Raw genomic sequence first — 22,472 nt, 5'->3', positions numbered from 1 at the left:
AGGAATGTCTGTCCAGATGAATAAGCGCGCTATATGACTTGCGTCACATTTTAGGTGGAATAATGGCAGCAAGGTAAAAGCAAAACGGTAACCGAGAGGTTACCGTTTTTTAGTGTTTGCACCCTCTCCCGTGGGAGAGGGCTCGGGTGAGGGCATCAGCCCGCACCGTACAAACGATTACAGCAGTTCTTTCGCTTTCGCGACAACGTTCTCAACGGTGAAGCCGAACTCTTCGAACAGCTGTTCTGCAGGAGCAGATTCACCGAAGGTGGTCATACCGACGATAGCGCCGTTCAGACCCACGTATTTGAACCAGTAGTCAGCGATACCCGCTTCCACTGCTACACGAGCGGAAACCGCTTTAGGCAGAACGGATTCACGGTAAGCGGCATCCTGTTTGTCGAACGCATCGGTAGACGGCATGGAGACCACGCGCGCTTTCACGCCTTCGGCAGTCAGTTTTTCCCACGCGGCAACAGCCAGTTCAACTTCAGAACCGGTGGCGATGAAGATCAGCTCTGGCTGGCCCGCGCTATCTTTCAGCACGTAACCACCGCGAGCGATGTTTGCCAGCTGCTCAGGCGTACGCTCCTGCTGCGCCAGGTTCTGACGGGAGAGGATCAGCGCGGTTGGACCGTCCTGACGCTCAACGCCGTATTTCCACGCCACCGCGGATTCCACCTGGTCACATGGACGCCATGTGCTCATGTTCGGGGTCACGCGCAGGGAAGCCACCTGCTCTACCGGCTGGTGAGTTGGACCATCTTCGCCCAGACCGATGGAGTCGTGGGTGTAGACCATCACCTGACGCTGTTTCATCAGCGCGGCCATACGCACGGCGTTACGTGCGTATTCAACGAACATCAGGAAGGTAGAGGTGTACGGCAGGAAACCGCCGTGCAGGGAGATACCGTTGGCAATCGCGGTCATACCGAATTCACGCACACCGTAATGGATGTAGTTACCGGCAGTATTTTCGTTGATTGGCTTAGAACCAGACCACAGGGTCAGGTTAGATGGTGCTAGGTCAGCGGAGCCGCCCAGGAATTCTGGAAGCCATGGGCCGAACGCTTCAATCGCATTCTGAGATGCTTTACGGCTCGCGATTTTAGACGGGTTCGCCTGCAGCTTAGCAATGAATTCGTTCGCTTTCGCGTCGAAGTCAGACGGCATTTCACCTTTCATACGACGGGTGAATTCCGCAGCTTCCTGCGGGAACGCTTTCGCATAGGCAGCGAACTTCTCGTTCCAGGCCGCTTCTTTCGCCTGACCTACTTCTTTTGCATCCCACTGAGCGTAGATCTCAGATGGAATTTCGAATGCAGGGTGTTTCCAGCCCAGCGCTTCGCGGGTTAGTGCGATTTCCGCATCACCCAGCGGCGCGCCGTGGGAGTCGTGAGTACCCGCTTTGTTCGGGGAGCCGAAGCCGATGATGGTTTTGCACATCAGCAGGGACGGTTTGTCCGTCACCGCGCGCGCTTCTTCCACTGCACGTTTAATCGAGTCAGCATCGTGACCATCAACGCCACGCACTACGTGCCAGCCGTAGGCTTCGAAACGTGCTGCGGTGTCGTCGGTGAACCAGCCTTCAACGTGACCGTCGATGGAGATACCGTTGTCGTCATAGAACGCAACCAGTTTGCCCAGCTTCAGGGTACCTGCCAGGGAGCACACTTCGTGAGAAATGCCTTCCATCATGCAGCCGTCGCCCATGAACGCGTAGGTGAAGTGGTCAACGATGTCGTGACCAGGACGGTTGAACTGCGCCGCCAGCGTCTTCTCGGCGATCGCCATACCCACAGCGTTAGCAATACCCTGACCCAGCGGGCCAGTGGTGGTTTCTACGCCAGCGGTGTAACCCACTTCCGGGTGACCTGGAGTTTTAGAGTGCAGCTGACGGAAGTTTTTCAGCTCTTCGATAGGCAGATCGTAGCCGGTGAGATGCAGCAGGCTATAGATCAGCATAGAGCCGTGGCCGTTGGACAACACGAAGCGGTCGCGGTCAGCCCATGACGGGTTCTGCGGGTTGTGGTTCAGGAAATCACGCCACAGGACTTCGGCGATATCAGCCATACCCATAGGAGCCCCTGGGTGGCCGGATTTGGCTTTCTGTACTGCGTCCATGCTCAGCGCACGAATAGCATTAGCAAGCTCTTTACGTGAGGACATTTTAACTCCAGATCGGACTGTTAAAGGCCATGCCCTTGACGACAGCGCGTTTTGGGCTACGCCGGAAAAAAGTGCCAACAATGTAACCCAAGCCGCAAGTCATGTACATGGAGCATTCTTTTGCTTGTTAAGAAATCTCTGGATCATGCTCGCATGTTGCGCAATCTGCTCGCCCGGCCCTGTAGATATTCCTTATACTTAGCCCGACACCGGCTTCGCTGACGGTGCCCTTTTCGGATTTTATTCAGTTTAACGAGTACGGAAGCAACCTCATGAAAATGCGTGCAATAGTGCTGACCCTGGGTACAACGCTCCTGCTGAGCGGCTGTCAGAATATGGATTCTAACGGTCTGATGACGTCAGGCGCAGAGGCCTTTCAGGCCTATTCCCTGAGCGATGCGCAGGTGAAAGCGCTGAGCGACCAGGCCTGTAAAGATATGGACGGAAAAGCCACGCTTGCGCCGGCTAACAGTACCTACACGCAGCGTCTGAATAAGATTGCTTCCGCGCTGGGCGACAACATCAACGGCCAGCCGGTGAACTACAAGGTGTACATGGCGAAAGACGTGAACGCCTTCGCGATGGCGAACGGCTGTATCCGTGTCTACAGCGGGCTGATGGACATGATGACCGACAACGAAGTGGAAGCGGTCATCGGCCATGAAATGGGCCACGTTGCCCTGGGACACGTGAAGAAAGGGATGCAGGTTGCCCTGGGGACCAATGCCATCCGCGCAGCGGCGGCCTCTGCGGGCGGTATCGTTGGCAGCCTGTCGCAGTCACAGCTTGGGGACGTGGGTGAAAAGCTGGTTAACTCTCAGTTCTCACAGCGTCAGGAGTCCGAGGCGGATGACTACTCCTACGATCTGTTGCGCAAACGCGGCATTAATCCATCAGGCTTAGCCACCAGCTTCGAAAAACTGGCCAAGCTGGAAGCCGGACGCCAAAGCTCCATGTTTGACGATCACCCGGCCTCAGAAGAACGCGCACAGCATATTCGCGACCGTATGGCCGCAGACGGAATTAAATAATTTTGGAAGGAGGCAGATTTGCCTCCTTTTTATTTCGCATGAATTGTTAACTTAACAGCACGTATCGACAACACCCCTGAAAGCCCCGCCAAATCTGCCTTATCACCTTGAAATGTCTGGTCACATAATTATTGCAAAGGTCACTTTTTCCGGTAATTATCACCCCCGCAGTTATTCAAATTACTATATCCAGACAGAGACGTTCCCTCCGTGAAAAAAGAATTATCATTAATTGCTTTAAGTTTATTTGCTGCATTACCTGCCGCTGCAAGCCAGCAATCCGACAGCCAGGGTTTTATTGACGACAGCCATCTGGATCTGTTTTTACGCAATGCGTATATCAGCCGCGACTACCATCAGGGCCAGCAGGACAAAGCCGAGTGGGGTCAGGGGATCATCGCCACGTTTGCATCCGGCTATACCGAAGGGCTGGTGGGCTTTGGCGTGGACGGTATTGCTCAATACGGCGTGCGCCTGGACGGCGGCCGTGGCAAAAGCGGCGCAGGTGGCATCGACTTCTTTAAACAGGAAGAGGATGGCCGGGCAAAATCCGATCTGGCAAAGTTTGGCGCCACCGCCAAAATGCGTATATCAAACACCGTGCTGAGCTACGGAAATCAGCGTCCAGAGCTGCCTGTCATCAATGCCGACAGCTCCCGCCTGCTGTTTGAAAGCTACACCGGCACCATGCTGACCTCGAAAGAGATCGACGGTCTGGAAATCAACGCCGGTTACTTCACCGACGAGCAGCGTAAAAGCGATGACCGCCACGACAGCGGGCTGAAGAGCCTCTCCTTCGGCGGTGCGAGCTATCAGTTTAACGACCAGTTCAGCGGCGCGCTGTACGCCTCTCATAATGAAGAGGTGATGAACAAGCAGTACCTGGGCATGAACTTCAAACAGCCGTTCAGCACCGGGCAGCAGCTGGTGCTCGACTTCAACGGCTATAACTCCCGTCTGGATCAGGGTTACGCGGACAGCCTCGACACGGGCCGCAGCAACACCATCTGGAGCCTGGCGGCGAGCTACATCTGGGACATTCACACGTTCAAAGTGGCGTACCAGCAGAGCAGCGGCAGCACCGGTTACAACTACGGCGGCTATCGTGACAAGGGCGGCGTGGGTGACGGCGGAAACACCATCTGGCTGGCGAACTCCTACTGGTCTGATTTTAACGGCGAAGACGAACGTTCCTGGCAGGCATCCTACGGTCTGGACTTTGGCGGTCTTGGCTTACCGGGCCTGAGCTGGACCACTGCCTACGTACGTGGGGATAATATTAAAACCTCTGAAACCAGCAACGGCAAAGAGCACGAGTGGTTTAACCAGATCCAGTACCAGGTGCAGGATGGTCCGGCGAAGGATCTGAAGCTTAAACTGCGCTACTCCGTACTGCGCGTCTCCGGCAACGCCAGCGAGTACAACGTGGGCGGGGACGAGATCCGGGCTTATGTGGAATACCCGTTTAACGTGTTCTGAAGGCAATAAAAAACCTCTCAATAGAGAGGTTTTTTTTCACGCAAGGTGAGGCTTATTCGCCTTTTTTGGCTGCCTGAATGTAGAGCATTTCCAGCGCCAGAGTCGCTGCGGCCAGCGCGGTGATCTCGGACTGGTCATACGCAGGCGCCACTTCCACCACGTCCATCCCGACAATGTTTAGATCCTTCAGGCCGCGCACCAGCTTGATGGCACGATCTGAGGTCAAACCGCCGATGACCGGCGTACCGGTACCCGGAGCAAATGCCGGATCCAGACAGTCGATGTCGAAGGTCAGATACACGGGCATATCACCCACGATCTGCTTCACCTGAGCGATGATGTCGTCGACGCCGCGATCGTTAACCTGCCCCGCATCCAGCACGGTGAAACCGTTGTCTTTGTCGAACTCGGTGCGAATGCCGATCTGCACGGAGTGGTTCGGGTCGATCAGACCTTCGTTCGGCGCGGTGAAGAACATGGTGCCGTGGTCAAACTCGCAGCCGTTCGCGTAGGTGTCGGTATGTGCATCGAAGTGCACCAGCGCCATTTTACCGAAGTGCTTCGCATGGGCGCGCAGCAGCGGCAGGGTCACGAAGTGGTCGCCGCCGAAGGAGAGCATGCGCTTACCGGCAGCCAGCAGCTTCTCGGCGTGCGCCTGCAGCTTCTCGCTCATCTCACGCGCGTCGCCGAAGGCGTACACCAGGTCACCGCAGTCCACCACGTTCAGGCGCTCGCGCATGTCAAAGTTCCATGGGAAGCGGTTATGCTCCCAGGCCAGGTTAGTGGAAACCTGACGAATCGCTGCCGGGCCGTGACGACCACCCGCGCGGCCAGATGTTGCCATATCGAACGGCACGCCGGTGATCACCCAGTCAGCGTCGCTGTCGTACGGCTGGAAGTTCATCGGAAGGCGTAAAAAACCAAACGCGTTAGATACCAGAGAGTTATCGTACTGATGACCTAAAGTGCTCATGTCCTGACCTCTTTTAAAGTCGATACATTAAAAACAGATGAAAAAAAATCCCCTCCGCGTCGTTAAACCCGACGAGGAAGGGATTGATTCGTAAATCGCTTATTGGGGCGAATTATCGCCGGTAATGCATACGGGTTCAAGTGAGTATAGGGCATTGTGCGGTCTGATGCCCTCACCCCGCCCTCTCCCTGTGGGAGAGGGCGTTTTCCTACTCGTCTTCCAGGTAGGTGTACCCGTACAGGCCCGCTTCAAACTCTTCCAGGAACTGCTGCTGGAGCGCATCGTCCAGACCGGTGTTTTTCACCTGGTCGCGGAACTGAGTGAGCAGTTTTTTCGGATCCAGCTGAACGTATTCCAGCATGTCCGCCACGGTGTCTCCTTCATCGGACAGCTCGATTTCCACGTTGCCGTCAGGGAACACGAACACGTCCACCGCTTCGGTATCACCGAACAGGTTGTGCATGTTGCCGAGGATCTCCTGATAAGCGCCGACCATAAAGAAGCCCAGCATCGGCGGGTTCTCCGGGTCGTATTCCGGCATTGGCATCGTCGTTGCGATACCGTCGCCGTCAACGTAGTGGTCGATGGCACCGTCGGAGTCACAGGTGATGTCCAGCAGCACCGCACGGCGTTCCGGCGCGTGGTTCAGCCCTTCCAGCGGCAGAACCGGGAACAGCTGGTCGATACCCCAGGCATCCGGCATCGACTGGAACAGCGAGAAGTTGACGTAAATCTTGTCCGCCATACGCTCCTGCAGCTCGTCGATAATCGGACGGTGCGCGCGGTTGCTCGGGTCGAGCTGTTTCTGCACTTCATGGCACATGTTCAGGTAGAGCTGTTCCGCCCACGCGCGCTCCTGCAGGCTGAAGGTGCCTGAAGAATAACCCACGTGAATGTCATGCAGATCCATCTGGCTGTCGTGCAGCCATTCGCGCAGGGAACGACGCGTGCCCGGCTCGTGCATTTCCTGCCAGGTTTCCCACATGCTTTGCAGGGAACGCGGAGCATCGTCTGCCGGAGGCGTCGCCTCGGAGATTTCGCTACGCTCAACGCCGATGATGTTAGAGACCAGCACCGTATGGTGCGCGGTCACCGCGCGACCGGATTCGGTGATCACCGTCGGGTGCGGCAGGCCGTTCTCTTCACAGGCATCGCCGATCGCCCAGATGATGTTGTTCGCGTATTCGTTCAGGCCGTAGTTCACGGAACAGTCAGACTGCGAGCGGGTCCCTTCGTAGTCCACGCCCAGGCCGCCGCCCACGTCGAAGCACTGAATATTTACGCCGAGCTTGTGCAGCTCAACGTAGAAACGCGCTGACTCACGCACGCCGGTGGCGATGTCGCGAATATTGGCCATCTGCGAGCCGAGGTGGAAGTGCAGCAGCTGAATGCTGTCCAGACGACCGCGCTCGCGCAGGATTTCCACCAGCTGCAGCACCTGGTTTGCCGCCAGGCCGAACTTGGATTTCTCGCCGCCGGAGGACTGCCATTTACCGGAACCTTGTGACGCCAGACGCGCACGCACGCCAAGGCGCGGCACCACGTTCAGACGTTCGGCCTCTTCCAGCACGATGGCGATTTCGGTCATCTTTTCGATAACCAGATAGACCTTGTGGCCCATCTTTTCGCCGATCAGCGCCAGACGAATGTATTCACGGTCTTTATAGCCGTTACAGACGATCACTGAACGGGTCATGCCCGCATGCGCCAGAACCGCCATCAGCTCCGCTTTGGAGCCTGCTTCCAGGCCCAGCGGCTCGCCGGAGTGGATCAGGGATTCAATCACGCGGCGGTGCTGGTTCACCTTGATCGGGTAAACCAGGAAATAGTCGCCTTTATAGCCGTAGGACTCACGCGCGCGCTTGAACGCGGCGTTAATAGAACGCAGGCGATGTTGCAGGATCTGCGGGAAGCAGAACAGTGCAGGCAAACGCTGGCCCTGAGCCTCACGGGCTTTCACCAGTTTCGCGAGATCCACGCGCGCTTCAGGGACGTCCGGATCCGGGCAGACGCTGATGTGGCCCAGTTCGTTGACGTCGTAGTAGTTATTGCCCCACCAGGCAATATTGTAAGTGCGCAGCATCTTGCTGGCTTCCTCGGAGCTCATCGCAACCTCCTGCATAGAACGTAGTACACCCTGTTCGCCCGCTGACGAAGGCGAAAAAGAAGACATGTCGTCAGACATAGCGAACCTCAACTCTTTGTAATAAGTGTAAAACAGTTGACTACTATCGCAGCGTTATACGGCGATAACAACCCATAAACGGCTCCGTTTCCCAGCAGAGTATGCTGAAAACCAGACCGTGCGACCGGTTTCTTATTCATATCATTGTAAAACACGTATCCGAACTCTGTATGACAAGGTTCGGCGAAACCACGAGAAAACTCTTGTATTAACAAGAGCGCCCTTGTTCAGTTTTCACAAAGCGTGACCGGCCCTGGAATCCTGAGAAGCGCCGAGATGGGTATAACATCGGCAGGTTTGCAGACTAGAAATGCGGGTTGCGGGAATCAAATACGCGCCAGAACGGCTGCGCTGAATGTGCGGAAAACGATGGTTCATTATCTCGTATCACCTCCACGGCCGCCTCTGTTGAAACGGACCACAAGCCAAAGCTAAAAGTTCACTGCTTAACCCGGCTGGAAGTGGCGACACGATGAGTTCATCGAGCGCTTATTTTATATGAGCCGCGCGCCGCGTTTTATACCGAGAACAGGGGTAAAAAGCAAAAGATAAATGTGCGTGTTGCCGGGGCCGTCAGGAATTATTGCCAGCAGCAATTTCAACTGAGTGAGAGGTTAGTCAAAAAAAACTGGAAATCGGGCGAAGAAGTGACCTAAAATAGCCGTCCAGATGTTAATCCATCTATACTGATTAACACTCATACTGCCAGTGTCAAAAACCTGCAGGCCTTGGTAGAATTATCTCCTTTGGCTATTCCGCACAGCAGCTTGAGCTAACCAAATTCCTCTTAGGTGAAATAAAACATGGCAAAACACCTGTTTACGTCCGAGTCCGTATCAGAAGGACATCCTGATAAAATTGCTGACCAAATCTCCGATGCGGTGCTGGATGCGATCCTGGCGCAGGATCCTAAAGCGCGCGTAGCGTGCGAAACCTATGTCAAAACCGGCATGGTTCTGGTTGGCGGTGAGATCACCACCAGCGCATGGGTTGATATCGAAGAGATCACCCGTAATACGGTGCGTGAGATCGGCTATGTGCATTCTGATATGGGCTTTGATGCCAACTCCTGCGCGGTTCTGAGCGCGATTGGCAAACAGTCTCCAGACATCAACCAGGGCGTTGACCGTGCCGATCCGCTGGAACAGGGCGCGGGCGACCAGGGCCTGATGTTTGGCTATGCAACCAACGAAACCGACGTGCTGATGCCAGCACCGGTCACCTACGCACACCGTCTGGTGCAGCGTCAGGCTGAAGTGCGTAAAAACGGCACCCTGCCGTGGCTGCGCCCGGATGCGAAAAGCCAGGTCACCTTCCAGTATGACGATGGCAAAATCGTCGGTATTGACGCGGTGGTTCTGTCTACCCAGCACTCCGAAGATATCGATCAGAAATCCCTGCAGGAAGCAGTGATGGAAGAGATCATCAAGCCGGTTCTGCCGACCGAATGGCTGAGCTCTGCGACCAAATTCTTCATCAACCCAACCGGACGCTTCGTTATCGGCGGCCCAATGGGTGACTGCGGTCTGACCGGTCGTAAAATCATCGTTGATACCTACGGCGGCATGGCGCGTCACGGTGGCGGTGCGTTCTCTGGTAAAGATCCGTCTAAAGTTGACCGTTCTGCGGCGTACGCGGCACGTTATGTGGCGAAAAACATTGTTGCAGCCGGCCTGGCTGACCGCTGTGAGATCCAGGTTTCCTACGCGATCGGCGTAGCTGAGCCAACCTCCATCATGGTTGAAACCTTCGGTACCGAGAAAGTGCCTTCAGAACAGCTGACGCTGCTGGTGCGCGAGTTCTTCGACCTGCGTCCATACGGCCTGATTCAGATGCTGGATCTGCTGCACCCAATCTACAAAGAAACCGCGGCATACGGTCACTTTGGTCGTGAACATTTCCCATGGGAAAAAACCGACAAAGCCGCCCTGCTGCGTGAAGCTGCCGGTCTGAAGTAATCGACTGACATCTGCGTGATAAAAGGCCAGCCTTCGGGCTGGCCTTTTTTTGTAGGTGGCGCCGCAAAGGTGCACATATGGTACCGATTACACCGCACCGGATGCGCCTCGCTTTCAGAATATTCTCTTTGCATGATCGCCTTTCTTCTGCTGTTACATCGCCTTTCAGTTAAGTCTGAAATGTGTTCTTTCGCGATGCATATCACCTCGTTTACCTCTATATTTTCAAAGCTTTAATTATTTTTACGGTTGCACGCTAGTGTAACCGATTACACCTATGTGATTAATCTCACATATTTTTACGGGTCACTCACCTACCCTTTACATCAATAAAACTGATAACCCAACTGGAGGGCATAATGCCTGACAATAAAAAACAGGGGCGTACGTCCAACAAGGCGATGACATTCTTCGTCTGTTTCCTCGCCGCCCTGGCAGGATTACTTTTTGGCCTGGATATCGGCGTGATTGCCGGTGCATTACCTTTCATCACTGACGAGTTCCAGATCAGCGCTCACACCCAGGAGTGGGTGGTCAGCTCCATGATGTTTGGCGCCGCAGTGGGTGCCGTCGGCAGCGGCTGGCTCTCCTTCAAGCTCGGGCGTAAAAAGAGCCTGATGATCGGCGCGATCCTGTTCGTTGCCGGTTCACTCTTCTCTGCCGCTGCGCCTAACGTTGAGGTTCTGCTGGTTTCCCGCGTGCTGCTCGGCCTGGCCGTGGGCGTGGCGTCCTATACCGCCCCGCTTTACCTGTCTGAAATCGCGCCGGAGAAAATCCGCGGCAGTATGATTTCGATGTACCAGCTCATGATCACCATCGGTATTTTGGGCGCGTACCTTTCCGACACCGCGTTTAGCTACAGCGGCGCATGGCGCTGGATGCTCGGCGTGATCATCATCCCGGCCATTCTGCTGCTGATTGGCGTCTTCTTCCTGCCGGACAGCCCGCGCTGGTTCGCCGCCAAACGTCGATTCCACGATGCCGAACGCGTACTGATGCGCCTGCGCGACACCAGCGCCGAAGCGAAAAACGAGCTGGAAGAGATCCGCGAAAGCCTGAAGGTCAAACAGTCCGGCTGGGCGCTGTTTAAAGAGAACAGCAACTTCCGCCGCGCGGTGTTCCTCGGCGTGCTGCTTCAGGTCATGCAGCAGTTCACCGGGATGAACGTCATCATGTATTACGCGCCAAAAATCTTTGAGCTGGCGGGCTATACCAACACCACCGAGCAGATGTGGGGGACCGTCATCGTGGGTCTGACCAACGTGCTGGCGACCTTTATCGCCATCGGTCTGGTGGACCGCTGGGGACGTAAGCCAACTCTGACGCTGGGCTTCCTGGTGATGGCGGCCGGTATGGGTGTCCTCGGTACCATGATGCATGTGGGCATTCACTCACCAACCGCCCAGTACTTTGCGGTCGGCATGCTGCTGATGTTTATCGTCGGGTTTGCGATGAGCGCCGGCCCGCTGATTTGGGTGCTGTGCTCTGAGATCCAGCCGCTGAAAGGGCGTGATTTTGGTATCACCTGCTCTACCGCAACCAACTGGATTGCCAACATGATCGTCGGCGCAACGTTCCTGACCATGCTCAATACCCTGGGCAACGCGAACACCTTCTGGGTCTACGCTGGTCTGAACATCTTCTTTATTGTGCTGACAATCTGGCTGGTTCCAGAAACCAAACACGTTTCTCTGGAACATATTGAACGTAACCTGATGAAAGGTCGTCCGCTGCGCGAAATCGGCGCCCACGACTGATCCTCATGCGGGAGGCGCCTCTTGCGCCTCCCCGCTTCGCGCTTTATGCTCTGCCCCTATGAAAGCACCCCGTCTCCCCATCGCCCTTCAGCAAGCCGTTATGCGCAGCCTGCGGGAAAAACTCGCCCAGGCGAACCTGAAGCTCGGCCGCAATTACCCTGAACCTAAGATCGTTTATCAGCAGCGCGGCACCGCGGCCGGCACCGCCTGGCTCGAGCCCTATGAGATCCGCCTTAACCCGGTGCTGATGATGGAAAACCAGCAGGCGTTTATCGAGGAAGTGGTACCGCACGAGCTGGCGCATCTGCTGGTGTGGAAACACTTCGGACGCGTCGCGCCCCACGGCAAGGAGTGGAAGTGGATGATGGAAGCGGTGCTCGGCGTTCCGGCACGCCGTACCCATCAGTTCGAGCTGGAATCGGTGCGCCGCAATACCTTCCCCTACCGCTGCCAGTGTCAGCAGCACCAGCTTACCGTCCGCCGCCATAATCGCGTGGTGCGCGGCGAGGCGACCTACCGCTGCGTCAAATGCGGCGAGCCGCTGGTTGCGGAATAATCATCTGAACTTTCAGGAACTTTCCTGATCTGACTGATTGCATACGGGAACAACATTCGTTACGTTGCGGGCTCGTTTTGACACGGAGTGTAAGATGTCCCGTAATTTTTCTCTCGCGGTCGCCTTTCTGACGACGGCGCTCTCAGGCCATGCTCTGGCCGACGGTATCAACAGTTTTTCCCAGGCTAAGGCAGCAGGCGTAAAGGTAAACGCCGATGTGCCGGGCGATTTCTACTGCGGCTGTAAAATTAACTGGCAGGGTAAAAAAGGGGTCGTTGACCTTGAGTCCTGCGGCTATAAGGTGCGTAAAAACGAAAACCGCGCCAGCCGCATTGAATGGGAACATGTCGTTCCGGCCTGGCAGTTTGGCCACCAGCGCCAGTGCTGGCAGGATGGTGGACGTAAAAACTGCGCCAAAGATCCGGTTTATCGCCAGATGGAAAGCGATATGCATAACCTGCAGCCTGCCGTAGGTGAAGTGAACGGCGACCGGGGTAATTTTATGTACAGCCAGTGGAACGGTGGCGAAGGCCAGTACGGCCAGTGCGGTATGAAGGTTGATTTTAAAGAGAAAGTCGCCGAGCCCCCTGCCCGCGCGCGCGGCAGTATCGCCCGCACCTACTTCTATATGCGTGACCGTTACGACCTCAACCTCTCCCGCCAGCAGACGCAGCTGTTCAACGCCTGGGACAAGCAGTATCCGGTGACGGAGTGGGAATGCCAGCGCGACGAACGTATCGCCAGAGTCCAGGGGAATCACAACCCTTACGTCCAGCGGGCTTGCCAGGCGCAAAAGAGCTAACCTACACTACGGCAATTCGCTTATATCGCATGACACATGGAATTTCTGACTATGCGCATTCCCCGCATTTACCATCCTGAACTGATTACCGCAGGCCGCGAAATCGCCCTGTCTGATGACGCCGCCAACCACGTTGGCCGCGTGCTGCGCATGGGCGCAGGTCAGGCAATACAGCTGTTCGACGGCTCGAACCAGGTTTTCGACGCGGAAATCACGCGGTCTGATAAAAAAAGCGTACACGTTAACGTCCTGCGTGGCGAAGTGGATGACCGGGAATCACCGCTGCACATCCATCTGGGCCAGGTGATGTCGCGCGGCGAGAAAATGGAGTTCACCATTCAGAAATCCATTGAACTGGGTGTAAGCCTCATTACGCCACTTTTTTCTGAACGCTGTGGCGTTAAACTGGATGCGGAACGTCTGAACAAAAAGATCCAGCAGTGGCAGAAAATTGCCATTGCGGCTTGCGAACAGAGTGGCCGCAACCGTATTCCGGAGATCCGCCCGGCGATGGATCTGGAGGACTGGTGTGCAGAAGAGGAGAGCGGGCTGAAGCTCAATCTTCATCCGCGCGCCAGCGCCAGCATCAATACGCTGCCTCTGCCCGTTGAGCGCGTACGCCTGCTGATTGGCCCCGAAGGCGGCCTGTCGGCGGATGAAATTGCGATGACGGCACGTTACCAGTTTACTGATATTCTGTTGGGACCTCGCGTTCTGCGCACTGAGACAACGGCACTCACGGCCATTACCGCGCTACAGGTACGGTTTGGCGATCTGGGTTGAAGCATTAACGGAGAAGAACATGATCAAGCTCGGCATCGTGATGGACCCCATCGCAAACATTAACATCAAGAAAGATTCCAGCTTCGCCATGCTGCTGGAAGCGCAGCGTCGCGGCTATGAACTCCACTATATGGAGATGAACGATCTTTACCTGATCAACGGTGAAGCCCGCGCGCGCACCCGCATCGTTAACGTCGAGCAGAACTACGACAAATGGTACGAGTTTGGCACCGAGCAGGATATTGCCCTGGCCGATCTCAACGTCATCCTGATGCGTAAAGATCCGCCGTTCGACACCGAATACATCTACAGCACCTACATCCTTGAGCGTGCTGAAGAGAAAGGCACGCTGATCGTCAACAAGCCGCAGAGCCTGCGCGACTGCAACGAGAAGCTCTACACCGCCTGGTTCTCTGACCTGACGCCGGAAACCCTGGTGACCCGCAGCAAAGCGCAGCTGAAAGAATTCTGGCAGAAGCACGGCGATATCATCATGAAGCCGCTGGACGGCATGGGCGGCGCGTCGATTTTCCGCGTGAAAGAGAGCGACCCGAACATTGGCGTGATTGCCGAAACGCTGACCGAACTGGGTACGCGTTACTGCATGGCACAGAACTATATTCCGGCGATCAAAGACGGCGACAAACGCGTTCTGGTGGTAGATGGCGAACCGGTTCCTTACTGCCTGGCACGTATCCCGCAGGGTGGCGAAACTCGTGGGAACCTGGCAGCCGGCGGTCGCGGTGAGCCGCGCCCGCTGACCGAAAGCGACTGGGAAATTGCCCGCCGCGTTGGCCCGACGCTGAAAGCCAAAGGCCTGATCTTCGTTGGCCTGGATATCATCGGCGATCGTCTGACCGAAGTGAACGTCACCAGCCCGACCTGCATTCGTGAAATTGAAGCGGAATTCCCGATTTCGATCACCGGAATGCTGATGGACGCTATCGAAAAACGTTTACAGAAATAACCTAACAATACTATTAGTGACAGCGCCTGTGTTTGTCCCCATACTGGGCGCTGTCGCTTTTTAAACCAGGAAACAGTACCTCTGACAATGAATTTACAGCATCACTTTCTTATTGCCATGCCTGCTCTCCAGGACCCGATTTTTCGCCGCGCCGTGGTTTATATTTGTGAATACAATGAAGACGGCGCGATGGGCATTATCATCAATAAACCACTGGAAAATTTTCAGGTTGAAGGAATTCTGGACAAGCTGAAAATACCGGCTGAAGCGCGACTGCCGGAAATCCGGCTAGATAAACCGGTGATGCTGGGTGGACCTCTTGCAGAAGATCGCGGCTTTATCCTGCATACGCCGCCGGTATTCTCTTCCAGTATTCGAATTTCGGATAACACCGTCATCACGACCTCGCGCGACGTGCTTGAAACGCTGGGCACCGCTGAGCAGCCTTCTGAAGTGCTGGTGGCGCTGGGCTATTCGTCGTGGGAGAAAGGTCAGCTTGAGCAAGAGATCCTCGATAACGCCTGGCTTACCGCGCCTGCGGACATGAATATCCTGTTTAAAACCCCGATCGCCGATCGCTGGCGTGACGCGGCAAAGCTGATTGGCATTGATATCCTGACCATGCCTGGCGTAGCGGGGCACGCCTGATGAGCGGAACGCTTCTGGCCTTCGATTTTGGTACTAAAAGCATTGGCGTCGCCGTGGGTCAGCGCATCACCGGTACCGCGCGTCCGCTTACGGCCCTGAAGGCCAATGACGGCACGCCAGACTGGAATCTTATCGAGCGTCTGCTCAAAGAGTGGCAGCCGGATGACGTGATTGTTGGGCTCCCGCTGAACATGGACGGTACAGAACAGCCGCTTACCGCCCGGGCGCGTAAGTTCGCCAATAAAATCCATGGCCGCTTTGGCGTCTCCGTGAAGCTTCACGACGAGCGTCTCAGCACCGTCGAAGCGCGCGCGGGCCTGTTTGAGCACGGCGGCTTCCGGGCGCTCAACAAAGGCAGCGTGGACTCCGCTTCAGCAGTAATCATCCTCGAAAGCTATTTCGACCAGGGCTTTTAAACACAGGGGCTTACAGCCGCCCCTGCGCCCGTCTCTCCGCCAGGCTCTGGTCAAAGTTCTGCATTCCTGCCTGCTGACCGGTCTGGATGATGCCGGGCAGTTGCCACGTTTTCCCTTCACGAATCAGATTCGCCGCCGCCGCTGTGTTCACCAGCAGTTCATACAACGCGACGCGCCCGCCCTGTAGATCGGGAAGCAGCCTCTGCGCCAGCACCGCCCGCAGGCTACCGGCCAGCTGGCTACGCACCGGATCTTTCTCCTGCGCCGGGAACGTATCGACCAGCCGTTCAATCGCCTGCGATGCCCCGCGCGTATGCAGCGTCGCCAGCACCAGATGGCCGGTTTCCGCCGCCGTCAGCGCCAGGCGGATCGTTTCGCTGTCGCGCAGCTCCCCCAGCAAAATAACGTCCGGATCCTGGCGCAAGGCACTGCGCAGCGCTTCGGCAAATGACGGGCTGTGCTGACCTATCTCCCGCTGCTGGATCAGGCAACGTTCGCTCTGGTAGATAAACTCCACCGGATCTTCAAGTGTGAGGATATGGCCGTCAGCATGGTGGTTGAGAAAATCGACCATCGCCGCCAGCGTAGTGGATTTGCCGCTGCCGGTCGCCCCCGTGACCAGAATCAGCCCGGCGTCATTGGATAACAGTTCCGGGATCGCCCGCGGCGCGCCCAGCGAAGCGAGCTGCGGGCAGTTACGCGGCAACAGCCGCAGCGTCACAGAGACACCTCTCATCTGCTTAAAGGCACTGCCGCGCAGGCGCTGGCCTCCCGTTACCGTCGCGGCAAAATCCACCTGCCCCTTTGCCCACCATGTTCCCTGCTGCTCATCGTTAAGCCACGCTTTTAATAACGCCCCAACGTCGGGAGGCTGAAAGGGAGCGGGTTCAAGCCGGCCTAATCTGCGCCAGCGCGGTGGCGAATCACTGCACAGGTGTAGATCGGAGACGTTATGCTTTACACTAAGGGCCACAATTTCTTCCACATCCATAGACTACTCCTCGGAAAATGAACGACATTGCGCATAACCTGGCACAGGTCCGGGACAAAATCTCAGCCGCCGCAGCGCGTTGCGGCCGTGCTTCAGAAGAAATTACGCTGCTTGCAGTCAGCAAAACCAAGCCTGCGAGCGCCATCGCAGAAGCTATTGATGCAGGCCAGCGGGCGTTTGGTGAAAACTACGTGCAGGAAGGCGTGGATAAAATTCGCTACTTCCAGGAACAGGGGAAGACGGATCTGCAGTGGCACTTTATTGGCCCCCTGCAGTCGAACAAAAGCCGTCTGGTGGCAGAGCACTTCGACTGGTGCCACACCATCGACCGCCTGCGTATTGCTACCCGTCTGAATGACCAGCGTCCGGCAGAAATGCCGGCACTCAACGTGCTTATTCAGGTCAACATCAGCGACGAAAACAGCAAGTCCGGCATTGCGCTGAGCGAGCTGGGCGCGCTGGCCGCCGAGGTGGCCGAACTGCCGCGCTTAACCCTGCGCGGGCTGATGGCCATTCCTGCGCCTGAGTCAAGTTATGAAAGGCAGTTTGCCGTGGCACAGCAAATGGCTGTAGCATTTGAGGCGCTTAAAGCGCGCTATAACACGGTAGACACGCTTTCACTGGGCATGTCGGATGATATGGAAGCCGCCATCGCGGCAGGCAGCACTATGGTGCGCATCGGCACGGCAATTTTCGGTGCGCGCGACTACTCAAAATAATAAGGAAACCTGAGGAACGCCATGAAGACGTTGACTTTCCTGCTCTCAACAGTGCTTGAGCTGTATACGATGGCGCTTTTGCTGCGCGTCTGGATGCAGTGGGCCCGCTGTGATTTTTACAATCCGTTCTCGCAGTTTGTCGTGAAAATCACGCAACCTGTTGTCGGACCGCTGCGCCGCATTATCCCGGCGATGGGTCCCATCGACAGTTCGTCTCTGCTGGTGGCGTTTATTCTGAGCGTTATCAAAGCGATCGTGCTGTTTATGGTCATCACCTTCCAGCCGATTATCTGGATTGCTGCGGTCCTGATTTTAGTCAAAACCATCGGCCTGCTGATTTTCTGGGTGCTGCTGGTCATGGCCATCATGAGCTGGGTAAGCCAGGGGCGTAGTCCAGTAGAATATGCGCTGATCCAACTGGCCGAGCCGCTGCTGCGCCCGATTCGCAACCTGCTGCCTTCGATGGGCGGTATTGATTTCTCGCCGATGATCCTGGTTCTGCTGCTGTACGTGGTAAATATGGGGATCGCTGAGCTGTTACAGTCCACGGGCGATATGCTGCTGCCGGGGCTGTGGATGGCGCTATGAGTGCCGTAAGCACCTGCGCTGACGGGCTGGTTTTGCGGCTGTATATTCAGCCGAAAGCCAGCCGTGACGGTATTGTTGGGCTGCATGGCGACGAGTTAAAAGTCGCCATCACCGCCCCACCGGTTGACGGCCAGGCGAACGCGCATCTGACCAAATATCTGGCAAAACAGTTTCGCGTCGCCAAAAGCCAGGTCATCATTGAAAAAGGTGAACTTGGGCGACATAAACAGGTAAAAATCCTTAATCCGCAATCTATCCCGACGGAAGTCGCGGCTCTGAAAGAACAGGACTAAACCATGCAGAAAGTTGTTCTCGCGACCGGCAACGCCGGTAAAGTGCGCGAGCTGGCCTCGCTATTAAATGATTTTGGGCTGGACGTGGTCGCCCAGACCGATCTGGGCGTGGAGTCCGCCGAAGAGACGGGGCTGACGTTTATCGAAAACGCGATCCTGAAAGCGCGCCACGCCTCGCAGATTACCGGCCTGCCCGCGATTGCCGACGACTCCGGCCTGGCCGTGGATTTTCTCGGCGGTGCGCCGGGGATTTACTCTGCGCGCTATTCCGGCGTTGACGCCACCGACCAGCAGAATCTGGAAAAGCTGCTTGTCGCCCTGAAAGACGTACCGGACGAACAGCGCACCGCGCAGTTCCACTGCGTGCTGGTCTATATGCGCCACGCGGAAGACCCGACGCCGATTGTCTGCCACGGCAGCTGGCCGGGCGTGATTACCCGTGAAGCGGCTGGCAACGGCGGCTTTGGCTACGACCCGATTTTCTTTGTCCCGACCGAGGGCAAAACCGCTGCGGAACTGACCCGCGAAGAGAAAAGCGCAATTTCCCACCGTGGACGCGCGCTGAAACTGTTACTGGAAGCACTGCGTAATGGCTAATTTGCCGCCTCTGAGTCTGTATATTCACATCCCGTGGTGCGTGCAGAAATGTCCGTACTGCGATTTCAACTCGCACGCGCTGAAGGGCGAAGTGCCGCACGATGACTACGTTGCGCATCTGCTGGCCGACCTGGACGCCGATATCGCTTACGCACAGGGACGTGAAGTTAAGACCATTTTCATTGGTGGCGGTACGCCGAGCCTGCTGTCCGGCCCGGCAATGCAGACGCTGCTGGACGGCGTGCGTGCGCGCCTGAACCTGGCGGCAGATGCTGAAATTACGATGGAAGCCAACCCCGGCACCGTTGAGGCCGACCGTTTTGTCGACTATCAGCGCGCGGGCGTGAACCGCATCTCCATCGGCGTGCAGAGCTTTAGCGAGCCGAAGCTGAAACGTCTGGGGCGCATTCACGGCCCGGAAGAGGCAAAGCGCGCGGCACACCTGGCAACGGGGCTTAATCTTCGCAGCTTTAACCTGGATTTGATGCACGGCCTGCCGGATCAGTCGCTGGAAGAGGCGCTGGACGACCTGCGCCAGGCGATCGAACTGAATCCGCCGCACCTGTCGTGGTATCAGCTCACCATCGAGCCGAATACGCTGTTCGGTTCCCGCCCGCCGGTGCTGCCGGACGACGACGCGCTGTGGGATATCTTCGAGCAGGGTCACAGGCTGCTAACCGCTGCGGGTTATCAGCAGTATGAAACGTCCGCGTACGCGAAGCCGGGCTACCAGTGCCAGCACAACCTGAACTACTGGCGCTTTGGCGACTACCTGGGAATTGGCTGCGGCGCGCACGGCAAGGTGACCTTCCCGGACGGGCGCATTCTGCGCACCGCTAAAACCCGCCACCCGCGCGGGTATATGGAAGGCCGCTACCTGGAGCGTCAGCACGACGTCGAGGCAGCGGATAAACCGTTTGAGTTCTTTATGAACCGCTTCCGTCTGCTGGAAGCCGCGCCGCGCGCGGAATTTGCGCGTTACACCGGGCTGGCGGAGTCGGTGATTCGCCCGCAGATCGACGAGGCGCTGGCGCAGGGGTATCTCACCGAGAGCGAGGAATACTGGCAGATCACCGAGCACGGCAAGCTGTTCTTAAACTCTCTTCTTGAGCTGTTCCTCGCCGAAGAATCCTGAAGGCTGATTCAGGATTTTGCATCCCGTTCTGCCGGCTGAGGGAAAGGCTGGCAGAGTGTGGGATGGAAAAATCAAAACAACTCCGCAAAGAAATGACGCCCGAAGAATTACGCCTCTGGTATTTGCTCAGGGGGCGTCGCTTCTTTGGGTATAAGTTTCGTCGGCAGATGCCTGTTGGTCCGTACATCGTGGATTTCGCCTGCTTTAAGGCAAAGCTGATCGTTGAGCTGGACGGGGGTCAGCATCAGAATGAAGAGGCGTATGACTTACGAAGAACAGCATTCTTAAACGCAAACGGCTGGGAAGTTTTGCGGTTCTGGAATAATGAATTCAGGGCTAATGAGGAGGAGGTGTTGATGGCTATTCTGCAACGACTGCAATGCCGGATGCCCTCACCCTAACCCTCTCCCACAGGGAGAGGGAACGATTACACCCTCTCCCATGGGGAGAGGGCCGGGGTGAGGGGCCCAGCGCGCAGAGATCTTACTTAAGCGTCCCCACCAGCGCCTTCCGGCTATCTTCCAGCGACACCACGCGTTTACACACGTCTTTGCCGAACTGCTGGAAATCATCTTCCTGGTTCTTCCACTCGTTCTGAATGGAGGTCTGCAAGCCGCCCAGGCTGCCCAGCACGCCCTGCAGCGGATTACCACCGCCCTTCAGCACGGCTTTCGCACCCATCTCGTTGATGCTGTCCTGCAGGATACCGCCCATCGCCTGGTTCACCAGCTGCTGCCCGTCAGCACGGACCTGATCGATCGCCTTGTAGTGGAACGTCAGGCCGTCGGAGCGCGTCTCGATAATGCGGTTCATCTGCTCTTTAAGCTGCTTATCGAGCTTCGTCAGACGGGTGCGCATATTGCTGCTCTCACCCACTTCTTTGGTGATGATCTTATCCAGCGCGACGCGGCTTTTCTCAACGCGGGTCAGCGCGCCTTCATTAATCCATGGCAGCGCGGTACGCAAATCGGCCTGATAGTCTTTCGCCTGCTCACGCTGTGCGGCAGTCAGGTTGTACTGCTTGCCGTTAAAGGTGACGTTCCCCTGCGGCGTAATCACCAGATTGCCGTTCTCGCCTTTGACCTGCACGGTTTGCGGGCTTAACACCACGTCATCACGCGGGGTGACGCTACATTGATAATCCGCATGGGCGGTGAATCCGGTTGCCATCAAAGCAACAGCCAGCAACGTTTTGCGCATCTTAAACACTCCCTCAGACAAAATGGGCCAGCTAATGCTGGCCCCTTACTGCTTTATTAGTCCCACCAAACGTCGAAAAGTTCGCTGACGCGGACATCTTCGAGCTTGTGGTCTTCAAGCCATTTACGTACCAGGGCCTGATGTTCTTCAGTGCATTTACCCACTTCCTGGGTGCAGATCAGACCTTCCCAGGCCAGATAGCCGCTACCGTCGAAGGCCAGCTTGTTTGGCTCAATCACGTCATTGATGAACGCATCCACGTCCTGATCGATCTGTTCTACACTGGTGCCTTCCGGGAAACGCCACGCAACGGAGAAGCCCACTTCCTGGAATTCTTCGATGTGCATCTTTTTACGCAGACGACGGCTACGATTCTTTGCCATTATTTCACCCTCTCGAACATTAAGTCCCATACACCGTGACCAAGACGATGGCCACGCTGTTCAAATTTCGTTACCGGACGCGATTCCGGACGCGGTACATAATCGTTACTCTCAGACTGGTTTTTATACCCGTCCAGCGACGACATCACTTCCAGCATATGTTCCGCATACGGTTCCCAGTCGGTCGCCATATGGAAGACACCGCCCAGCTTCAGCTTACTTTTCACCAGCTCGGCAAACGGCGCCTGAACGATACGGCGTTTATTATGACGTGCTTTGTGCCACGGGTCAGGGAAAAAGAGCTGAACCATGGTTAAAGAATTGTCAGGAATCATTTTATGCAGCACTTCCACCGCGTCGTGACACATCACGCGCAGGTTCTCAACACCCTCTTCATGGGCCGTTGCCAGGCATGCACCCACGCCCGGGGAGTGGACTTCGATACCGAGGAAGTTCTGCTCCGGTCGCGCTTTCGCCATGGTCACCAGCGAGGTGCCCATACCAAACCCGATTTCCAGCGTGACGGGTGCTTCGCGGCCGAACAGTTCGGTAAAGTCCAGAGGCTGCTCGCTGAACTCAACGCCCATCACCGGCCAGTAGTTGTCCAGCGCATGTTGCTGCCCTTTTGTCAGGCGGCCCTGACGGCGGACAAAGCTGCGAATACGGCGCAGCGGGCGACCGTTTTCATCAAATTCCGGTGAAATGACGTCGTTTTTCATAAAAGAGTTGTCTGCTTGTGAGAATGTTCGGGAAACGGGCATTATCCAAAGTTAAGGCTTCTATGCAAGCATGGGAAAGATCCGGTTTACAGCAGATTGACGCTGTGCTGCAATCTGCGTCCC

At 56.3% G+C, this 22,472-nt stretch carries 24 protein-coding genes; 16 read left to right on the top strand and 8 right to left on the bottom strand.

The features are described 5' to 3' along the window. Window positions 1-177 precede the first annotated feature (177 nt). On the bottom strand, window positions 178-2,169 hold the full coding sequence (gene tkt / locus HCH49_RS15950) for a transketolase (protein WP_221702983.1): 1,992 nt from the start codon (window positions 2,167-2,169) through the stop codon (window positions 178-180). A gap of 272 nt (window positions 2,170-2,441) precedes the next feature. Between tkt and HCH49_RS15945 the strand changes: the two genes are divergently transcribed. Both HCH49_RS15945 and HCH49_RS15940 read left to right on the top strand, forming a co-directional pair. Then, the gene (locus tag HCH49_RS15945; RefSeq protein ID WP_047060435.1) at window positions 2,442-3,200 is read left to right on the top strand and encodes a M48 family metallopeptidase; all 759 of its coding nucleotides are present in this window, start codon (window positions 2,442-2,444) and stop codon (window positions 3,198-3,200) included. Window positions 3,201-3,410: 210 nt separating this feature from the next. Further along, window positions 3,411-4,679 carry an OprD family outer membrane porin gene (locus HCH49_RS15940; protein WP_094935385.1) on the top strand — a complete coding sequence of 423 codons (1,269 nt, stop codon included), beginning with the start codon at window positions 3,411-3,413 and terminating at the stop codon, window positions 4,677-4,679. A 52-nt stretch (window positions 4,680-4,731) separates the two neighbouring features. On the opposite strand, the gene speB is transcribed toward HCH49_RS15940, so the two are convergent. The 3 genes from speB to yqgB all read right to left on the bottom strand — a co-directional run bounded on the left by speB (window position 4,732) and on the right by yqgB (window position 7,977). Further along, window positions 4,732-5,652 (bottom strand): agmatinase, encoded by a 921-nt coding sequence (gene speB / locus HCH49_RS15935; RefSeq protein WP_014071686.1) that lies wholly within the window; start codon window positions 5,650-5,652, stop codon window positions 4,732-4,734. Window positions 5,653-5,860: 208 nt separating this feature from the next. Beyond that, complete coding sequence (gene speA / locus HCH49_RS15930) at window positions 5,861-7,837, bottom strand: biosynthetic arginine decarboxylase (RefSeq protein WP_023309121.1); 1,977 nt, start codon at window positions 7,835-7,837, stop codon at window positions 5,861-5,863. Window positions 7,838-7,845: 8 nt separating this feature from the next. Further along, on the bottom strand, window positions 7,846-7,977 hold the full coding sequence (yqgB, locus tag HCH49_RS15925; RefSeq protein ID WP_127341063.1) for an acid stress response protein YqgB: 132 nt from the start codon (window positions 7,975-7,977) through the stop codon (window positions 7,846-7,848). A 663-nt stretch (window positions 7,978-8,640) separates the two neighbouring features. Between yqgB and metK the strand changes: the two genes are divergently transcribed. The 8 genes from metK to ruvX all read left to right on the top strand — a co-directional run bounded on the left by metK (window position 8,641) and on the right by ruvX (window position 15,724). Then, window positions 8,641-9,795 (top strand): methionine adenosyltransferase, encoded by a 1,155-nt coding sequence (gene metK, locus HCH49_RS15915; RefSeq protein WP_010435443.1) that lies wholly within the window; start codon window positions 8,641-8,643, stop codon window positions 9,793-9,795. A gap of 359 nt (window positions 9,796-10,154) precedes the next feature. Next, a complete protein-coding gene (gene galP / locus HCH49_RS15910) occupies window positions 10,155-11,552 on the top strand; it encodes a galactose/proton symporter (protein WP_023309123.1) in 1,398 nt (465 codons plus the stop codon). A gap of 58 nt (window positions 11,553-11,610) precedes the next feature. Beyond that, complete coding sequence (locus tag HCH49_RS15905) at window positions 11,611-12,108, top strand: SprT family zinc-dependent metalloprotease (RefSeq protein WP_029739221.1); 498 nt, start codon at window positions 11,611-11,613, stop codon at window positions 12,106-12,108. Between the two features lie 94 nt (window positions 12,109-12,202). Next, window positions 12,203-12,910, top strand: coding sequence for a deoxyribonuclease I (gene endA / locus HCH49_RS15900; protein WP_023333343.1), 708 nt, complete (start codon window positions 12,203-12,205; stop codon window positions 12,908-12,910). Window positions 12,911-12,961: 51 nt separating this feature from the next. Then, complete coding sequence (gene rsmE / locus HCH49_RS15895; RefSeq protein WP_023309126.1) at window positions 12,962-13,693, top strand: 16S rRNA (uracil(1498)-N(3))-methyltransferase; 732 nt, start codon at window positions 12,962-12,964, stop codon at window positions 13,691-13,693. A 19-nt stretch (window positions 13,694-13,712) separates the two neighbouring features. Next, window positions 13,713-14,660 carry a glutathione synthase gene (gene gshB / locus HCH49_RS15890; RefSeq protein WP_029739222.1) on the top strand — a complete coding sequence of 316 codons (948 nt, stop codon included), beginning with the start codon at window positions 13,713-13,715 and terminating at the stop codon, window positions 14,658-14,660. Window positions 14,661-14,747: 87 nt separating this feature from the next. Beyond that, window positions 14,748-15,308, top strand: a complete 561-nt coding sequence (locus HCH49_RS15885; RefSeq protein WP_221702982.1) for a YqgE/AlgH family protein — start codon at window positions 14,748-14,750, stop codon at window positions 15,306-15,308. After that, window positions 15,308-15,724, top strand: a complete 417-nt coding sequence (ruvX, locus tag HCH49_RS15880; protein ID WP_029739223.1) for a Holliday junction resolvase RuvX — start codon at window positions 15,308-15,310, stop codon at window positions 15,722-15,724. The genes HCH49_RS15885 and ruvX overlap by 1 nt, the downstream gene beginning before the upstream one ends. 10 nt (window positions 15,725-15,734) lie before the next feature. On the opposite strand, the gene HCH49_RS15875 is transcribed toward ruvX, so the two are convergent. Further along, window positions 15,735-16,715: a type IV pilus twitching motility protein PilT gene (locus HCH49_RS15875; protein ID WP_221702981.1), complete on the bottom strand. Its 981-nt coding sequence runs from the start codon at window positions 16,713-16,715 to the stop codon at window positions 15,735-15,737. Between the two features lie 17 nt (window positions 16,716-16,732). Here HCH49_RS15875 and HCH49_RS15870 point away from each other — a divergent pair, with 17 nt between their 5' ends. The 6 genes from HCH49_RS15870 (at window position 16,733) to HCH49_RS15845 (ending at window position 20,448) form a co-directional block, all read left to right on the top strand. Continuing rightward, complete coding sequence (locus HCH49_RS15870; protein ID WP_087823220.1) at window positions 16,733-17,434, top strand: YggS family pyridoxal phosphate-dependent enzyme; 702 nt, start codon at window positions 16,733-16,735, stop codon at window positions 17,432-17,434. Window positions 17,435-17,455: 21 nt separating this feature from the next. Beyond that, window positions 17,456-18,022: a YggT family protein gene (locus tag HCH49_RS15865; RefSeq protein ID WP_167819141.1), complete on the top strand. Its 567-nt coding sequence runs from the start codon at window positions 17,456-17,458 to the stop codon at window positions 18,020-18,022. After that, a complete protein-coding gene (yggU, locus tag HCH49_RS15860; RefSeq protein ID WP_023309131.1) occupies window positions 18,019-18,315 on the top strand; it encodes a DUF167 family protein YggU in 297 nt (98 codons plus the stop codon). The genes HCH49_RS15865 and yggU overlap by 4 nt, the downstream gene beginning before the upstream one ends. 3 nt (window positions 18,316-18,318) lie before the next feature. Then, window positions 18,319-18,912, top strand: a complete 594-nt coding sequence (locus HCH49_RS15855; RefSeq protein ID WP_221702980.1) for an XTP/dITP diphosphatase — start codon at window positions 18,319-18,321, stop codon at window positions 18,910-18,912. Then, the gene (gene hemW / locus HCH49_RS15850; RefSeq protein ID WP_221702979.1) at window positions 18,905-20,047 is read left to right on the top strand and encodes a radical SAM family heme chaperone HemW; all 1,143 of its coding nucleotides are present in this window, start codon (window positions 18,905-18,907) and stop codon (window positions 20,045-20,047) included. The genes HCH49_RS15855 and hemW overlap by 8 nt, the downstream gene beginning before the upstream one ends. Window positions 20,048-20,109: 62 nt before the next feature. Next, window positions 20,110-20,448: an endonuclease domain-containing protein gene (locus HCH49_RS15845; RefSeq protein WP_221702978.1), complete on the top strand. Its 339-nt coding sequence runs from the start codon at window positions 20,110-20,112 to the stop codon at window positions 20,446-20,448. Window positions 20,449-20,530: 82 nt separating this feature from the next. Here the strand turns inward: HCH49_RS15845 and HCH49_RS15840 are convergent, their stop codons facing one another. From HCH49_RS15840 to trmB, 3 genes are read right to left on the bottom strand one after another with little or no spacing between them, the layout of a single operon-like run. Then, a complete protein-coding gene (locus HCH49_RS15840) occupies window positions 20,531-21,247 on the bottom strand; it encodes a DUF2884 domain-containing protein (protein WP_024906551.1) in 717 nt (238 codons plus the stop codon). Between the two features lie 56 nt (window positions 21,248-21,303). Next, window positions 21,304-21,630 carry a YggL family protein gene (locus HCH49_RS15835; protein ID WP_014885198.1) on the bottom strand — a complete coding sequence of 109 codons (327 nt, stop codon included), beginning with the start codon at window positions 21,628-21,630 and terminating at the stop codon, window positions 21,304-21,306. Continuing rightward, complete coding sequence (gene trmB, locus HCH49_RS15830; RefSeq protein WP_029739764.1) at window positions 21,630-22,349, bottom strand: tRNA (guanosine(46)-N7)-methyltransferase TrmB; 720 nt, start codon at window positions 22,347-22,349, stop codon at window positions 21,630-21,632. The genes HCH49_RS15835 and trmB overlap by 1 nt, the downstream gene beginning before the upstream one ends. Window positions 22,350-22,472: the final 123 nt, after the last annotated feature.

Origin of the sequence: Enterobacter sp. Y17 (genome assembly GCF_019730495.1) — a bacterium.
Taxonomy (GTDB): domain Bacteria; phylum Pseudomonadota; class Gammaproteobacteria; order Enterobacterales; family Enterobacteriaceae; genus Enterobacter; species Enterobacter asburiae_B.
Note: the sequence above shows the minus strand (reverse complement) of the source record. Positions and strands in the feature narration are given on the sequence as shown.

Excerpts from the sequence above, each read along its gene's own strand:
- HCH49_RS15945 (WP_047060435.1), top strand. The coding sequence starts at position 2,442 with ATGAAAATGCGTGCAATAGTGCTGACCCTGGGTACAACGCTCCTGCTG.
- ruvX (WP_029739223.1), top strand. The coding sequence starts at position 15,308 with ATGAGCGGAACGCTTCTGGCCTTCGATTTTGGTACTAAAAGCATTGGC.
- endA (WP_023333343.1), top strand. The coding sequence starts at position 12,203 with ATGTCCCGTAATTTTTCTCTCGCGGTCGCCTTTCTGACGACGGCGCTC.
- HCH49_RS15835 (WP_014885198.1), bottom strand. The coding sequence starts at position 21,630 with ATGGCAAAGAATCGTAGCCGTCGTCTGCGTAAAAAGATGCACATCGAA.
- trmB (WP_029739764.1), bottom strand. The coding sequence starts at position 22,349 with ATGAAAAACGACGTCATTTCACCGGAATTTGATGAAAACGGTCGCCCG.
- HCH49_RS15865 (WP_167819141.1), top strand. The coding sequence starts at position 17,456 with ATGAAGACGTTGACTTTCCTGCTCTCAACAGTGCTTGAGCTGTATACG.
- metK (WP_010435443.1), top strand. The coding sequence starts at position 8,641 with ATGGCAAAACACCTGTTTACGTCCGAGTCCGTATCAGAAGGACATCCT.
- HCH49_RS15845 (WP_221702978.1), top strand. The coding sequence starts at position 20,110 with ATGGAAAAATCAAAACAACTCCGCAAAGAAATGACGCCCGAAGAATTA.
- HCH49_RS15840 (WP_024906551.1), bottom strand. The coding sequence starts at position 21,247 with ATGCGCAAAACGTTGCTGGCTGTTGCTTTGATGGCAACCGGATTCACC.
- galP (WP_023309123.1), top strand. The coding sequence starts at position 10,155 with ATGCCTGACAATAAAAAACAGGGGCGTACGTCCAACAAGGCGATGACA.
- tkt (WP_221702983.1), bottom strand. The coding sequence starts at position 2,169 with ATGTCCTCACGTAAAGAGCTTGCTAATGCTATTCGTGCGCTGAGCATG.
- HCH49_RS15875 (WP_221702981.1), bottom strand. The coding sequence starts at position 16,715 with ATGGATGTGGAAGAAATTGTGGCCCTTAGTGTAAAGCATAACGTCTCC.
- hemW (WP_221702979.1), top strand. The coding sequence starts at position 18,905 with ATGGCTAATTTGCCGCCTCTGAGTCTGTATATTCACATCCCGTGGTGC.
- speA (WP_023309121.1), bottom strand. The coding sequence starts at position 7,837 with ATGTCTGACGACATGTCTTCTTTTTCGCCTTCGTCAGCGGGCGAACAG.
- speB (WP_014071686.1), bottom strand. The coding sequence starts at position 5,652 with ATGAGCACTTTAGGTCATCAGTACGATAACTCTCTGGTATCTAACGCG.
- yqgB (WP_127341063.1), bottom strand. The coding sequence starts at position 7,977 with ATGAATAAGAAACCGGTCGCACGGTCTGGTTTTCAGCATACTCTGCTG.
- rsmE (WP_023309126.1), top strand. The coding sequence starts at position 12,962 with ATGCGCATTCCCCGCATTTACCATCCTGAACTGATTACCGCAGGCCGC.
- gshB (WP_029739222.1), top strand. The coding sequence starts at position 13,713 with ATGATCAAGCTCGGCATCGTGATGGACCCCATCGCAAACATTAACATC.
- HCH49_RS15855 (WP_221702980.1), top strand. The coding sequence starts at position 18,319 with ATGCAGAAAGTTGTTCTCGCGACCGGCAACGCCGGTAAAGTGCGCGAG.
- HCH49_RS15885 (WP_221702982.1), top strand. The coding sequence starts at position 14,748 with ATGAATTTACAGCATCACTTTCTTATTGCCATGCCTGCTCTCCAGGAC.
- HCH49_RS15870 (WP_087823220.1), top strand. The coding sequence starts at position 16,733 with ATGAACGACATTGCGCATAACCTGGCACAGGTCCGGGACAAAATCTCA.
- HCH49_RS15905 (WP_029739221.1), top strand. The coding sequence starts at position 11,611 with ATGAAAGCACCCCGTCTCCCCATCGCCCTTCAGCAAGCCGTTATGCGC.
- yggU (WP_023309131.1), top strand. The coding sequence starts at position 18,019 with ATGAGTGCCGTAAGCACCTGCGCTGACGGGCTGGTTTTGCGGCTGTAT.